The following is a 13,631-nucleotide window of genomic DNA, read 5'->3' as shown; positions in this document are numbered from 1 at the left end:
GCTTCGAAAGCCTTGGGTGGAGCTTTATCGGTGGTGGGCGCCCTCCTCTCGCAGCAAGGCCTGCAAGGTGTCCAGGCGGGCACCTTCGAAGGCGATGACGGTGCCTTGCTCGAACACCCGCCGCGCGAGGCCCGTGAGCACGGCGCCGGGCGGCAGTTCGAGATGCAGGCGCACGCCACGCTCATAGGCGCTTTGCACGGTGCCGCGCCAATCGACGATGCGGCACATGTTAAAGGCGAGGTCGTCGCGCAGGTGTTCGGTGTTGTGGATCGGCCGGGCGCGGGTGCTGCTCAAGTAGGTAATGCTCGGCGTTTTCAGCGTCACTTCAGCGAAGGCTTGGGCCAGTGTTTCGGCAGGTTTTTCCAGCAGCGCACAATGGGACGGCACGCTGACGGCCAAGCGTTTGGCGACGCCGTTGCCGCGGACCAGATTGGCGACTGCTTTCATTGCCCCGTCGCTGCCCGCGATAACCGTCTGGTTATCGGCATTGATATTGGCCAGGTACACCGGGGTTTGTGTGCTGTGGACCTGGGCGAGCAAGGCTTCGACGGTGGACAGGTCCGGGCCGATAAGCGCGGTCATGCCGTAGCCGTGGGGATACGCGTGTTGCATCAATTCGCCGCGCAGGCTGACGAGTTTCAACGCGTCGGCAAAGTCCAGGGAGCCGGCAATTACAGCTGCCGGATAGGCGCCGATGGACAGGCCGGCTACGTAATCGGGGGTGTGTTCCAGCAAGCGCGCACTGGCGACACCGGCAATCAAAAGGCAGAGCTGCACGGCACGGGTCGAGGCCAGCGCTTCGGCAGAATCGAGTTTCAGCACGTCTTCATTCAAGGCAGCACTGGCTTCGTCCAGCACCGCGCGCGGCAGTTGCTGGAGCATGCCGGGACGCTGGGCGCCCTGCCCCGGGAATGCCAGGAGGCTACTCATGCCACGGCCTGCCACGGGTCGACCACCAACTGCGCGCCGCTGGCATTTTTCAGCAGCACGCGACGTGAACCACCGGCCCACTCGCGCAACGCGACGGCGCCAAACGGCGTTTGCAGTTGCAGGTCCACGGCGCACACCGCTGTATCCAGTATCGCCAGCAAGTCTTCGGCATCGCCGCGATCAAGTCGCTCGGGCGTGCGCAAAATCAAATCCAGATCACTCTTGGCGTGCAGCGCTTCGATGCCGCTGGCCAGTTCGAAACCGGCACTGCCGGTGACGCCCCAGTCCTCCTTCGCCAACACCGGACGCAATTGAGCGAGGGCCTGCAACGTCGGTAAATCCCGTGGCGAAATCACGTCCCGCAGGTCTTCCGGCACCACGCGTCGCCGCACGGCGGCCATCGGCATCACGGCGGCGAAGCGCTGCTCGCGCAAGCGTCCACGCACACCCACCGGCACATAGCCCGGCGGCGCGATGGCACGCCGCACCACCACCGGATGCCCAGCGGCCAATGCATCCAGCACCCAGGCCGGTGCATCAGCGGGGGCATGCACCGGGGTCATGCCCCAGAGCAAGTCGTGGGCGTTCACCATTGCTCCCGCAGCAGTTGACGCACATGGCTGGAGGCCGCGCGATTGGTGGCGCCCAGGCGGCTGCTCAGGTCACGGCCGCCTGCCTGCACATCCTTGATCGCCTGCACCAGGCAATCGCTGACACGCGCCACATCTTCGGTGGTGGGCCGCTCAATCTGGCTGACAGATAATGTCTCCCAGAGCAGGCCGAGGCTGGCATAACTGTCGATGTCATAGGCCATCGGCGGCACGCTGGCGGCCAAGGCTTCCAGCTCTTCGACACTGCGCAGGGTTACCCGCGCCGCCGAGGCTTTGCCCATGGCATGCACCATCACGCCGGGATCGCGCAGGGCAATCAGGCGGTTGGCCTGGTAACCATGGGCGAGGAAGGCGCCGGACATCGCCTTGCCCACCAGCAGCGCGATCACCGGGTGACCGGCCAATCGAGCGCGAGCGTAGCTGTCGGCAGCGGCGGCGAGGGCTTGATGGATGCCCAGAGCCTCTTCGCGACGACCGTAGGCCTGGCTCGGCACATCGACGATGGCAATCAGCGGACGCTTGTCGCCGGTGTCGATTGCTTCATCAACCGCCTTGGCCAAGCCCCAGCCTTCCAGCAAACCGACCTCACCGTTGCGAGCGCGAGGAAAGCGGTTTTGCGCATCGGTGACCACCGCGATAAAGCGCACTGGCTGATCACCGAGCACACCGTCGGCGACTTTCAGCGAGTTCGGCAAACCACTCACCGGCGTTGCATCGCCGCTCAATGCGTTGAACCACTGCAAACCTCTCATGAGCGTTCTCCCTGATACAGATCGCGAACCGTCGCCGGGTCGATTTGCGGTTCGGCGTTCAGTGCAGCCAGGCGTTCCAGATAGTGTTCGACCTGACGGCTGCGCTGTTTTTCCGGCAAGCCCTGTTGCAGCAGTTCAGTGATTTTCTGCTGAATCTGCGCCACGTCGTCGGCCACATACCGGTCGGCCAAGCCGCTGTTAAAGCGTTGTTCGCCGCCGGTCAGGCTCCAGATGAAAGGCCGGTCACGGGAGTCGTATTCCTCTAGCCCGGCCTCCTGCTCGATCACCTGCGGGCCGTTCAGGCCAAGGCGCGCCTCACGGGTCACCAGCAGATAACTGCACAGGCCAGCCGCGATGGACATGCCGCCGAAGCAACCGACGCTGCCCGCCACCACGCCGATCACCGGCTGGTATTGGCGCAGGTCGACAATCGCCGCGTGGATATCGGCAATCGCGGCCAGGCCCAGGTTGGCTTCCTGCAAGCGCACGCCGCCGGTTTCCAACAGCAGGATGGCGCGCGTCGGGATGCCGTTGCGGTTGTCTTCAGCGGCCAGCTCCAGGGCACCGGCCATCTTTGCGCCGCCGACTTCACCGAGGCTGCCGCCCTGAAAATTGCCTTCGATAGCGGCGATGACCACCGGCAAGCCGGCGATGCTGCCCTTGGCGATCACCACGCCGTCATCTGCCTGAGGCACCACACCCTGGCGACTCAGCCATGGCGACATGACGCGCTGGAACGGATCGATCAGTTCGCGATAGCTGCCTGCATCAAGCAAGGCCTTGGCCCGCTGCCGGGCGCCGAGTTCGACGAAGCTGTGTTTGTTGAGCAAGTCAGTCATGACCGATCTCCTCGAAGCCTTGCTCCAGGCGCAAGCGCACCACGCCGGGTGTGGCGCCGAAGTCGTGGATATCGATATTCAGTGCGGGGGGCGTCTGCTCCTGGAAAATCCGTTCAAACAGATGCTGCCAACGTAGCTGCGCACCGTTCACCGAGGTCTGCACCTGAATCGTCAGGGTGCCGGCGGTGCCCGGTTCCAGCAGCACTTCCAAATCGCCGGAGCCGACGCAACCCACTAGCGCGCGGCCCTTGGCGGGCTGCCCGGCGGGGAATTCAAAGGATAAGGTTTCCATCACAGCGCTCCGTCGAGGCGGTCGATAAACAGGCAGGCGGCCAACAGGTCGGCGGCGCCACCGGGGGAGGCATTCAGCGCCAGCAGTTGCTGGTCCAGCTCGTGCAGTTGGCGGCGGCCGGCGAGGCTTGCACTGCCACCGGCGTCCAGCACCGCTTGGGCGCCTTGTTGCATGGCCTGCAAGCCTTCAGGGCCGGCGCGGTAGAGCACGCAGGTGTCGGCCAGGTCCGTCATGATCGCCAGCAACGCATCGAGGCGCGCGTTCTGTTCGCCGTGTTGTTGCAGGCGGCTTTTTTTCAGCTGTGGCAGGCCGCGCTGTAGCACTGACGGGAAGCCCAGTTGCGCTTCTTCACGGGCCCCCCGTGCGCCGTAGCGTTGTGCGACCTGGGCACCGTGGCTCAGCGGTTGAGGTGCGTAGCGATCGTTGAGCAAGGCCAGGCGGGCGGCGCGCAACGTCACCGCGCTGGCAGTGCAGGATTCGGGTTGCAGTGCGGCGGCAGCGACTAACAGGCCGAGGGCCCAGATCGCACCCCGATGGGTATTCACGCCGCTGGTGGTGACGAGCATCGCCTGTTCGCCTTCGCGACCGATCCGCCCGAGGGCTTCACGCAAGGGCAAACCCACTTCGCCAAATTCGATAGCGGCCTCGGCCATTTCCTTGAACCCCGGCCACAGCGACAGCGCCGAGGCGTGCATCAAGCCGAGGTGCAAATCGGTATGGGCGCCATTGCCGCGACGGTCCACCAGGGCAGGTTTCGGCGACAGGTCGGCTTCATCAATCAAGGCGTCAACGGCCATATCAGCCAGGCGTTCGGCCAGCGTCAGATCGTGCAGTTTGAGTGCGTGCATTTACCAGCTCCTGAACTTGGCGGGCGGGTTGTACAAGCCACCGGACCACTCCACCAGATCGGCCACGCTCTTGGCGGCCAGCAACTCGCGGGTGGCGTCGGTGCGGCGGATGCCGAGGTCTTCGGGCAGCGCGATCAGGCCTTCGCGGCGCATGCGCGCGGTGTCCTTGGGGTTGTGGCGCATGCCGATGGCGGTTACACCGGCGACGGCGGCGATCATCGCCTGGCGCTCTTCCAGGGAACGGGCCTTGTACAGATAGGCGATGCCTTCTTCGGTGAGCAGGTGGGTGACGTCATCGCCGTAGATCATGATCGGCGCCAGGGGCATGCCGCTTTTTCGTGCGACTTCCACTGCATCGAGGGTTTCAACGAAGGTCGGTTTGCCGCCTTCCTGGAAGGTCTCGACCATCTGCACCACGAGTTTTTTGCCGCGTTCGAGCAAGGCTTCCGGGGCATCGTCGTGGCGCATGTCGAGCCAGGCGGGCGTGCCATGGCGGCGACCGCGCGGGTCGTGGCCCATGTTCGGTGCGCCGCCAAAACCGGCGAGGCGGCCACGGGTGACGGTGGAGGAATGCCCGTCGCCATCGACCTGCAGGGTGGCGCCGATAAACAGGTCCACCGCGTATTGGCCGGCCAGTTGGCAGAACATTCGGTTGGAACGCAGCGAGCCGTCGCGGCCGGTGAAGAACACATCCGGCCGGGCGGCGATGTAGTTTTCCATGCCCAGTTCGGTGCCGAAGCAATGCACGCTTTCCACCCAGCCGCTTTCGATAGCCGGGATCAAGGTTGGGTGCGGGTTGAGCGTCCAGTTGCGGCAGATCTTGCCCTTCAGGCCCAGGGATTCACCGTAGGTTGGCAGGATCAATTCGATTGCGGCGGTGTTGAAACCGATACCGTGGTTCAGCGACTGAACGTTGTGTTTTTCGTAGATTCCACGGATCGCCATCATCGCCATCAACACATGCACCGGCTTGATGTGCCGTGGGTCGCGGGTGAACAGCGGTTCAATGTAGAAAGGCTTGTCGGCGACCACCACGAAATCGACCCAACTTGCCGGAATATCAACGCGCGGCAGGTCGGTGACGTCATCCACCAACTGGTTGACCTGGACGATCACGATGCCATCGCTGAAGGCGGCCGGCTCAATCAGCGCGGGAGTGTCTTCGGTGCTGGGGCCGGTGTAGATATTGCCGGCGCGGTCGGCCATGAAACCGGCGGAGAGCACGACGTTGGGGATCAGGTCCACCACCAACCGCGCGTAGAGTTCGATGTAAGTGTGGATCGCGCCGATTTCCAGCAGGCCGTCTTCCAGCAACTGGCTGATGCGCAGGGATTGAGTGCCAGCGAAAGAGAAATCCAGCTTGCGGGCGATGCCCTTTTCAAACAGATCCAGGTGCTCGGAGCGGCCGACACTGGGCATGATCATGTGCAGGTCGTGGAGCTTGGCGGGGTCGGTCTTGGCCAGGGAGCGGGAGAGGAAATCGGCCTGCTTCTGGTTGTTGCCTTCCAGCACCACACGGTCGCCGGGGAGGATCAGGGCTTCCAGGGCTTCGACAATGCGCTCGCTGGGGAGCACGGCGCCATCGGCGAAGGATCGCACCAGTGCGAGGCGGCGCTGCTTCTCATCGCGCCGCCGCGTCCAGCGCGAGTCGGGGGAAGTTGTTGTTGTCATGGTCGCTCCACGGGATTTGCTGTCGTGGGCTGTACCTTAGGAGGGTATTGGGGGGGCATCAATCAAGCTGCGCGGTGAACCGTTACGATTGGAGTAATGGTTTGCCAGCAAACGCTGAGGCTCCGGCTAAGCGCAGTTCAAATGTGGGAGCGGGCTTGCTCGCGAATGCGGTGGGTCAGTTGATAAATCTGGTACTGACACACCGTATTCGCGAGCAAGCCCGCTCCCACATTTGCTCAGCGCTGTTCGGGAGAACGTGCGCAGAAGTCCCAAAAGGGGAACGATCAGTCCCTTTTTGGGACCGATCCCACTTCGTCACATCGCCGCTGGGCTCACCTGCTCCAACGCCTGATCAACCAGTAACTGCCCCAGCTCACTCATCTGCTGAATGGCCAGCAGCACGCCGCGCTGGGAGCCTTCCAATTCGAAGGCCAGGTTGGAGGTCAACGCGTTGAGTGAGGCAAAGGTTTCAGAAGCGTTGGCCAGCAGGGCTTCGGTGGATTGAGAGGGAGAGACGGCAAAGAGTGACGATGACGCAGGAGTCGGAAAGTAATGATCCATGGCACGCTCGGCGGCGGCCTGGAGTTTGCGGTGTTCGATTTCGGTGTTATGCGGCGGATTGGGGGTAGGTTTGAACATGATGAAACTCCTAAACAGATGAGTAAGGAGCGCCACCGTTCGCTTGCACGCGAATGAGGGTGGCGACCGTGCGCAGGTGTGCAAGACCGGGCCTGTTTAGGACACCCAGCAGGTCCGAAGACCTCCTGCGCGCAGCCGCCATAAAGCAGCGAGCACAAAAAACGCCCGTTGAATGGCTGGGCGTTTGTACGCCTAAACAGTTTCGTCGGACTTGCACGTCCGTGTCACCGTTTTTTGCGATGACGGACGAAGACTAGGCGCGATCACAGGGCACAACAAGTTCATGCACAGCGCGAGAGGTTGCAGGAAAAATCCGACTGTAAAGCGCACGCCGATTGCTCCTACAAACTTTTCGGGTTGTTGCTCGGAACCCGTCTCTTTAGCCTTCATGGCTAAATCAGATAGCCGCAGGACACAACCGAATGGGTATGCATAATCCTCCCCACCCTGGCGAAATCCTGCTTGAGGACGTGATCCCGGCCTTGGGCATCACCATTACTGAAATGGCACGGCGCCTTGGCTTCGCCAGAGAAACATTCTCTAGAATCCTCCACGGACACGCGCCAATCAGCCCGGATCTTGCGGTAAGGCTTGAACGGGCAGGTATCAGCAAAGCTCGGTTGTGGCTTTCGATGCAAAGTGCCTATGACCTGTGGCAGGCAGAGCATCGAGATCAACCGAAAATCGAACGGTTTGCACGGATTGACTGACGGTTACACTCAGGCCAACCCCGCCTCCACCAACAACGCCTCCAACCCCATCAAGTCCGGCACCCGGGCCACATGCTCCCCCACCTGCACCGCCGCCAGTTCCAGCGGGCACAACGGCACGTCCACATAACTCAGCTGGCTATCGAGCTTGTACGAACGCGGAATCCCCTGGATCACCAACGCAATAAACTTCAACGTCGGCCGTCCGCCCAAGGTATTCAGCACCACAATCCGTGCCCGCTCCCCGACCACGCCCGACTCACCACACGCGGCCTCAAAGCTGATCAACGGCAACTGCCGATCCCGCCAGGTAACCTGCCGCAAATACCACGGCGGCGCGTCGCTGGCCGGTTCGCCGCGCTGGAAGTCGATCAGCTCGGCCACGGCGACGTTGGGCAGCAACAGGTAGCGATCCGCCAATGGCAGCAGCAAGCCGGTGAGTTGCGTAGCGCGGTGATCAAGCACGGGACTTGCTCCAATAAGCGATGCTTTCCAGCAACACCGACTCTTGATAAGGCTTGCCGAGGTAGTCGTTGACGCCAATCGCCATGGCCCGGTCGCGATGCTTTTGCCCGGTGCGGGAAGTGATCATGATGATGGGCATGCGCATCAGCCGTGGGTCGTCGCGCACCTGGATCGCCACTTCGAAGCCGTCCATGCGCGGCATTTCAATGTCGAGCAGCATCAGGTCCGGCGTGTGTTCTTCCAGCACGGCCATGGCATCGATGCCGTCCTTGGCGGTGAGCACGTTCATGCCGTTGCGCTCCAGCAGGCGGCTGGTGACTTTGCGTACGGTGACCGAGTCGTCCACCACCAGCACCAGCAACGGGCGCTTTTTCAGGGGGTCGTTGAGGATCAACGGTGCATCGGCTGCCTGGGCCGGCAACGCCGGGGGCCGTGCGCGGATATGCGCCAGCAGGTCGATGATCAGCACCACGCGGCCATCGCCAAGGATGGTTGCGCCCGACAGGCCCTTCACCCCGGCAAATTGCGGCCCCAGGCCCTTGACCACGATCTCCCGGGTGCCGGCCATCGCATCTACCTGCACCGCCACGCGCCGCTCGTTGCACTGCACCAGCAACACCGGCAGCGGCTGGTATTGGCCGAGCAGGTTCGGACGGCCGACGGTGTGCAGCAGGTCGCCAAGGTAGAACAGCTCGTAGCGCTGACCGGCGTATTCGTAACGCGGCGGATTCAGCTGATAGTGCCCTTCCAGCTCATGGGGCATGACCCGCACCAAGCCTTCGATGGTGTTCAGCGGGATCGCGTATTGATCATCTGCACACTGCACCATTAACGCCTGGTTGACCGACACGGTGAACGGCAGGCGAATGCGAAAGTGCACGCCCTCTCCCGGCGTCGAGTCGATGACCATCGAGCCGCCCAGCTGGCGCACTTCCTCATGCACCACGTCCATGCCCACGCCACGCCCGGAAATCTGGGTGATTTTTTCGGCAGTGGAAAACCCCGGTTGCAGGATGAACTGCAACACGTCGCGGTCGCTGATTTCCAGGTTGGGGTCGAGCAAACCGCGCTTGATCGCCTTGCGCCGCACGGCTTCAAGCGGCACGCCGGCGCCGTCGTCGCGCATGTCGAAAACGATGTCGCCGCCTTCGTGGGTCAGGTCCAGGGTGATCCGGCCTTTCTCGGGCTTGCCCGCCAGCAACCGCGCATCGCGGGATTCCAGGCCATGGTCGACGGCGTTGCGCAGCATATGCTCGAGCGGCGCAACCATGCGTTCCAGCACGTTGCGGTCCATCTCGCCTTCGGCGTTGCCGACGATGAATTCCACATCCTTGCCCAGCTCTCCAGCCACTTGCCGCACGATGCGCTTGAGCCGTGGCAGCATGCGCTCGAAGGGCACCATGCGCGTGCGCATCAGGCCTTCCTGCAGCTCGGTGTTGATGCGCGCCTGTTGCTGCAAAAGGTTGTGGGCGTCCTGGTTGCGACGCTCGAGGGTTTCCTTGAGGTCGAGCAGGTCGGAGGCGGACTCGAACAGGGCCCGGGACAGTTGTTGCAGTTGGGAATGGCGGTCCATTTCCAGCGGGTCGAATTCTTCATAGCCCAGGCGTTCGGCCTCAGCTTGTTGGCGGCTGAGAATGCGGCCCTGGGTTTCGGTGTCGAGCCGGCGCAATTGGTCGCGCATGCGCTCGATGGTGGTTTCCACTTCGTTGAGGGCAATGCGCGCATCGTTGACCTGCTGCTCGATACGCCCACGGAAGATTGAGGTTTCACCGGCCAGGTTGACCAGGTCATCCAGCAAGTCGGCAGAGATCTTCACCATGTCGGCAGCCGGATCGCTGGCCGGCACCGCGTCGGTTTTGGTAGCCGCCAACGCCACCGGTGCGGCCGTCACTTCAGCCGGATGCACCAGGCTTTTGATCCGCTCGATCAGCAGATCCACCGAGCCCACCGGCATACCCGCCGCCACTGCATCGATCATCTGCGCCAGGCGGTCGTGGCAGCCTTGCAGCAACGCGAAGAGTTCCGCCGAGGGCGCCAGCAAACCGGCCGACAAGCCTTCGTAGAGAAACTCCAGCTCATGGGCCAGGTCGCCAATCGGGCCGATCTCGACCATACGCGCGCCACCCTTGAGGGTGTGCAGGTCCCGCAGCAGTGTCTCGACTTCCTGGCGATTTTTCGGCTCGGCCTGCCAGCGCAACAGCGCGGCGCCAGAACTGTCGAGGATGTCAGCGGCTTCTTCGAGAAAGATATCCAGCAGCTCGGGATCACTGCCCGCCGTCTCGACTTCGACGGCTGCGGCGGGCGCCGCTTGTCCGATGCCGTGGCGCAACTCACGCAAATGGCTGATCAGGTCGGAGGAGTCGCTCAACGGTTGCTGATGTTGCAACTGCTCAAGCAGCAGCGCCAGTCGCTCATGACTGGCCATCAACACGTTCGCCAACTCGCTGGAATAGCTGTAGCGACGGTCCACCAAGCCTTCGTAAAGGTTTTCCAACTCAAGGGCCAGGTCGCCCACCGCACCGATTTCAGCCATGCGTGCACCACCCTTGAGGGTGTGCAAATCCCGTTGCAACGACGACAGCGGTGCTGCGTTATCCGGGTCCAGCAGCCAGCGTTTCAGGGACTGGCCGGCGCTGTCGAGAATGTCTACCGCCTCTTCAAGGAAGACCTCGACGATCTCATCGTCTACCGCAAAACCTTGGTCCAGCTTCGCCGTGGCGGCACCCAGTTCGGAGATGCTCAGCGCACGGCTGCCATCGGTTTTGATCAAGCCGGTGGCCGACGGGTCGAGGCCTTCATCCAACAGCTCGCGCAGGGCTCGAACCCGTGCCGGAGCCGCGCTGATTTCCTGGCCGGCAGCCAGTTGGTCGAGCATGTTGATCAGCGCTTCGTGGGCCTGTTCAGCCTCGTGGAAGAAGCGCTCGCTGACCGCCAGGCTGCTTTCTTCCACCGCGCCGTAGAGGTCGAGCAAGGCTTCGCACAACTCATCCATCGGGTGCAGGTCGGCCAGGTGCGCGCCTTCGCCGAGGGTGGTCAGTTCATCCAATAGCGCACTCAGTTCCTGGCGCTCGTCGGGATGCTGCTGCCAGCGACGCAACAGGCTTTCGGCGTCCAGCAGGATGTCCATGCCCTGGGCCAGGAAGTTGGTGATCAACTGCGGGTCGCGCTTGATGCGCAGGCCGGTGTTGGGCGCATTCAGCAGGGCTTCGAGCTGGCTGTTCAGCAGGTTTTGCGTGCGTTCGATCAAGGCTGCTGCGCCGTTGATGGGCGCGTGGGGATCACTGTCCAGCTGGCGCACGCCACGCTGGAACAGCGCCTCGGCCTCCAGCAGCAATTCGATCTCATCCAGGTCCAGCGGCAGGCGATGGGCCTTGTATTCGCGGGTCAGGTGATCCAGCGGGCGCGCCAGTTCGGCGATGGGCAACACGCCGGCCATATAGGCGCTGCCCTTGAGGGTATGCAGCGCCCGTTGCAATTCATCACTGACTTGCAGCGGCAGGTGCTCGGTGGCCTGTTGCAGGAAATGGTTGAGGCTGTCGAGGTGGCTCTGGGCTTCGTTGCGGAAGATTTCCAGCAACTGCGGGTCCAGGGCGACCGGGTCTGTGGCCGAGGGTCCGACACCGCTGGCCAAGGCATGGGCGCGTGCCGCCAGTTCGTCTACGTCGTCGCGCTGGCGCTGGGCATCGTCGGCAAAATCGGTGATCAGCTCAGGCAGCAATTCCAACACATCGTCGAGCACCGCTTGCACATCCGGGCCCGGTGCGACGCTGCGCTCCAGCACGCGGTTGAGCAGGTTTTCCATCGCCCAGGCCAGCTCCGCCAACACCAGGGCGCGCACCATGCGACCACTGCCTTTCAGGGTGTGGAAGGCGCGGCGCATTTCGCTCAGGGTGGCCTTGTCTGCCAGGCTCGCAGTGCCGGCGGGTACGTAGCGATGCAGCACGTCGAGGACTTCGGCGGTTTCTTCGAGGAAGACTTCCCGCAGTTCATCATCGATGGCTTCTTCACCGGCGGGCGGTGGCAACAGGCTGCCGGGACGCTGGAGTGCTGGCGGGTTGAGGCGTGAAGTGGGGCTGGCCAACGCATCGGCGAGGAACGGGGTTTGCTCCGTGGGCGTCTCACCCTGCTCAAGCAGGGCCTGGCGCCACGGTTTCTCGGCCGGCAAATAGCCCAGTGCAGCGAGGCCTTCGGCGGCGACTTCCAGCACCCGTTCCCCAGGGGCGTCGTGGTCCTGCAGCATGCGCTCCAGGTAGTACTCGAGGCTGGTGAGCACATCGGCAAAATGCTCAAGCTGCGCCTCCGAAGGCGCGGCCTCACTGACCATCAGCTGCTCGTTGACGTAATCGTTGCAGCCGCGCATCAGGCTCGCCGCACGGGGCAGCGGAATCATCGCCAGCGCACCGCGCACCTGGGTCAGCAACTCGGGCAGTGACTCCAGGCGCTGACGATCCCAGTGGGCCTCGATGCAGTCGATCACCAGCTCTTTGGCCTGGGTCAGGCACTGGCAGGATTCGCGGATCACCAGGTGATGGATCTGCGTCAGGTCGGTGGTGGGCAGGCGGCTTTCTTCCCGGCGTTCCGGCTCAACCGTGCCGACCATCCCGGCCAACGTCGCCTCGACGTAGAGCAAGGCGCCGGCGACGTCCATCAACACCGCATCGTTGGGCTCGCGCTGCCCTTGGGCCAGGCCGAGCACCACCGCCAATTGGTCGATGATCACTTTGCGCGGCTGGCCGAAACCCAATACCGCCAGGGTATCGGCGATCTGCCGCAAGGGCGCCAGCAAGGCCTCAAGGTCGGAGGCGTGCTGGCGGTCGCTGCGTACGAACAGGTCCAGGCGTTCCTTGACCCGCACCAACTCCTCGCACAACGCGCCGAGCACCGAGCCCATCGCGTCGCGGTCCGGGCCGGCCAGGCGGGCGCGTTCGGCATCCACCACGGCGCTGTCGGGCAGGGCTTCATCGAGGCCATAACGTTCTTTCAAACTTTGCATCCGTGGAGTCGGTCGGGTGACTTTGGCAACGTAGAACAACAGGCTCTTGAGCAACTCATCCGGGGCCGGGGTGTTGATGCCGTTGATACCCTGGATCAGCAGACGCTTGAGTTCCTTGTCGCAGGCTTTGAGCAAACTGCGTAACGCCGGGCTATTGGCAACCACGCCAATGAGCATGCCTTCCACCAGCGCCGAGGTCACCTGCCACAACGGTAACAGCGGCGCACCATGGCACAGGGCTTCGAGACGGGCGAACACCCGCGCCATGTCTTCCAGGTTGCTGGGGCCGTGGTCTTCGCGCAGCAAGCCGACCAACGCCTGTTGCAGCATCTGCCGCCACTGACGCAGCAGCTCGGGGAAATCCTCCGGCGTGCGCTGGGCCAGCGCTTCCTCGGGCAGCGACGGGATCACCAGCAGTTGCGGGGCGAACAGGCTGGTTTCCGAGAGCAGGCTTTCGCCGCGCACGCTGCGCAGGTCGTTTAGCAGCGGCAGCACCACCAGGGGCAGGTCGCGCCGGGCGCTGTGCACGCGGTCGAGGTACAGCGGCAGTTGGCCGAGGCCCTGTTGCAACAGGCGAATGCCTTCGTCGCGCTGGCTGACGCGCGCGCCTTGCAGGGCGAGGGCCAGTTGCTCCATTTCTTCGGCGAACAGGGCTGCGCCGTAAAACTCGACCATCAGCAAACTGCCATGGACCTGATGGATGCATTCCAGGCATTGGCCGATGGCCTCGCTGCTGCCTTCTTCAACATAGGCGTCCAGCGCCGAACGGGCCTGTTTCAGGGTTTCGGCAATTTCGCCCTTGACCCATTCGAGGGCCACGTAGTCGTGCCGATCAACCATAACCGCTCCCGTCTGAATTCATTTGTCGCTTTGTGAATGAC

At 63.3% G+C, this 13,631-nt stretch carries 11 protein-coding genes; 1 reads left to right on the top strand and 10 read right to left on the bottom strand.

Annotated features, from left to right (window positions below; translation table 11 throughout):
* Positions 1 to 24: 24 nt before the first annotated feature.
* The 8 genes from mdcH to K0H47_RS24110 all read right to left on the bottom strand — a co-directional run bounded on the left by mdcH (position 25) and on the right by K0H47_RS24110 (position 6,582).
* A complete protein-coding gene (gene mdcH, locus K0H47_RS24145; protein WP_093204122.1) occupies positions 25 to 930 on the bottom strand; it encodes a malonate decarboxylase subunit epsilon in 906 nt (301 codons plus the stop codon).
* The gene (locus K0H47_RS24140; RefSeq protein WP_093204117.1) at positions 927 to 1,523 is read right to left on the bottom strand and encodes a malonate decarboxylase holo-ACP synthase; all 597 of its coding nucleotides are present in this window, start codon (positions 1,521 to 1,523) and stop codon (positions 927 to 929) included. The genes mdcH and K0H47_RS24140 overlap by 4 nt, the downstream gene beginning before the upstream one ends.
* On the bottom strand, positions 1,517 to 2,293 hold the full coding sequence (gene mdcE, locus K0H47_RS24135; RefSeq protein WP_063026546.1) for a biotin-independent malonate decarboxylase subunit gamma: 777 nt from the start codon (positions 2,291 to 2,293) through the stop codon (positions 1,517 to 1,519). The genes K0H47_RS24140 and mdcE overlap by 7 nt, the downstream gene beginning before the upstream one ends.
* Positions 2,290 to 3,132, bottom strand: coding sequence for a biotin-independent malonate decarboxylase subunit beta (locus K0H47_RS24130; RefSeq protein WP_177070869.1), 843 nt, complete (start codon positions 3,130 to 3,132; stop codon positions 2,290 to 2,292). The genes mdcE and K0H47_RS24130 overlap by 4 nt, the downstream gene beginning before the upstream one ends.
* Positions 3,125 to 3,424, bottom strand: coding sequence for a malonate decarboxylase subunit delta (locus K0H47_RS24125; RefSeq protein ID WP_003216806.1), 300 nt, complete (start codon positions 3,422 to 3,424; stop codon positions 3,125 to 3,127). Before K0H47_RS24125 ends, K0H47_RS24130 begins: the two co-directional genes overlap by 8 nt.
* Positions 3,424 to 4,272, bottom strand: coding sequence for a triphosphoribosyl-dephospho-CoA synthase (locus tag K0H47_RS24120; RefSeq protein WP_219273750.1), 849 nt, complete (start codon positions 4,270 to 4,272; stop codon positions 3,424 to 3,426). The genes K0H47_RS24125 and K0H47_RS24120 overlap by 1 nt, the downstream gene beginning before the upstream one ends.
* Positions 4,273 to 5,943 (bottom strand): malonate decarboxylase subunit alpha, encoded by a 1,671-nt coding sequence (mdcA, locus tag K0H47_RS24115; RefSeq protein ID WP_076017749.1) that lies wholly within the window; start codon positions 5,941 to 5,943, stop codon positions 4,273 to 4,275. It abuts the gene before it with no gap.
* Between the two features lie 315 nt (positions 5,944 to 6,258).
* The gene (locus K0H47_RS24110; protein ID WP_093204104.1) at positions 6,259 to 6,582 is read right to left on the bottom strand and encodes a DUF6124 family protein; all 324 of its coding nucleotides are present in this window, start codon (positions 6,580 to 6,582) and stop codon (positions 6,259 to 6,261) included.
* 422 nt (positions 6,583 to 7,004) lie between these two features.
* Between K0H47_RS24110 and K0H47_RS24105 the strand changes: the two genes are divergently transcribed.
* On the top strand, positions 7,005 to 7,292 hold the full coding sequence (locus K0H47_RS24105) for a HigA family addiction module antitoxin (RefSeq protein WP_063026533.1): 288 nt from the start codon (positions 7,005 to 7,007) through the stop codon (positions 7,290 to 7,292).
* A gap of 9 nt (positions 7,293 to 7,301) precedes the next feature.
* Here K0H47_RS24105 and K0H47_RS24100 read toward each other — a convergent pair whose 3' ends face one another.
* Together K0H47_RS24100 and K0H47_RS24095 are read right to left on the bottom strand one after the other, a co-directional pair.
* Entirely contained in the window at positions 7,302 to 7,757 is a 456-nt protein-coding gene (locus K0H47_RS24100; protein WP_093204100.1) for a chemotaxis protein CheW, read from the bottom strand.
* Positions 7,750 to 13,590: an Hpt domain-containing protein gene (locus K0H47_RS24095; protein WP_219273749.1), complete on the bottom strand. Its 5,841-nt coding sequence runs from the start codon at positions 13,588 to 13,590 to the stop codon at positions 7,750 to 7,752. Before K0H47_RS24095 ends, K0H47_RS24100 begins: the two co-directional genes overlap by 8 nt.
* Positions 13,591 to 13,631: the final 41 nt, after the last annotated feature.

The organism is Pseudomonas sp. Xaverov 83 (genome assembly GCF_019352905.1).
In the GTDB taxonomy this organism is placed as follows: Bacteria; Pseudomonadota; Gammaproteobacteria; order Pseudomonadales; family Pseudomonadaceae; genus Aquipseudomonas; species Aquipseudomonas yamanorum.
Note: the sequence above shows the minus strand (reverse complement) of the source record. Positions and strands in the feature narration are given on the sequence as shown.

Bases quoted from the DNA above. Each gene is read 5' to 3' on its own strand.
- mdcH (WP_093204122.1), bottom strand. From the start codon at position 930: ATGAGTAGCCTCCTGGCATTCCCGGGGCAGGGCGCCCAGCGTCCCGGC.
- K0H47_RS24140 (WP_093204117.1), bottom strand. From the start codon at position 1,523: ATGGTGAACGCCCACGACTTGCTCTGGGGCATGACCCCGGTGCATGCC.
- mdcE (WP_063026546.1), bottom strand. From the start codon at position 2,293: ATGAGAGGTTTGCAGTGGTTCAACGCATTGAGCGGCGATGCAACGCCG.
- K0H47_RS24130 (WP_177070869.1), bottom strand. From the start codon at position 3,132: ATGACTGACTTGCTCAACAAACACAGCTTCGTCGAACTCGGCGCCCGG.
- K0H47_RS24125 (WP_003216806.1), bottom strand. From the start codon at position 3,424: ATGGAAACCTTATCCTTTGAATTCCCCGCCGGGCAGCCCGCCAAGGGC.
- K0H47_RS24120 (WP_219273750.1), bottom strand. From the start codon at position 4,272: ATGCACGCACTCAAACTGCACGATCTGACGCTGGCCGAACGCCTGGCT.
- mdcA (WP_076017749.1), bottom strand. From the start codon at position 5,943: ATGACAACAACAACTTCCCCCGACTCGCGCTGGACGCGGCGGCGCGAT.
- K0H47_RS24110 (WP_093204104.1), bottom strand. From the start codon at position 6,582: ATGTTCAAACCTACCCCCAATCCGCCGCATAACACCGAAATCGAACAC.
- K0H47_RS24105 (WP_063026533.1), top strand. From the start codon at position 7,005: ATGGGTATGCATAATCCTCCCCACCCTGGCGAAATCCTGCTTGAGGAC.
- K0H47_RS24095 (WP_219273749.1), bottom strand. From the start codon at position 13,590: ATGGTTGATCGGCACGACTACGTGGCCCTCGAATGGGTCAAGGGCGAA.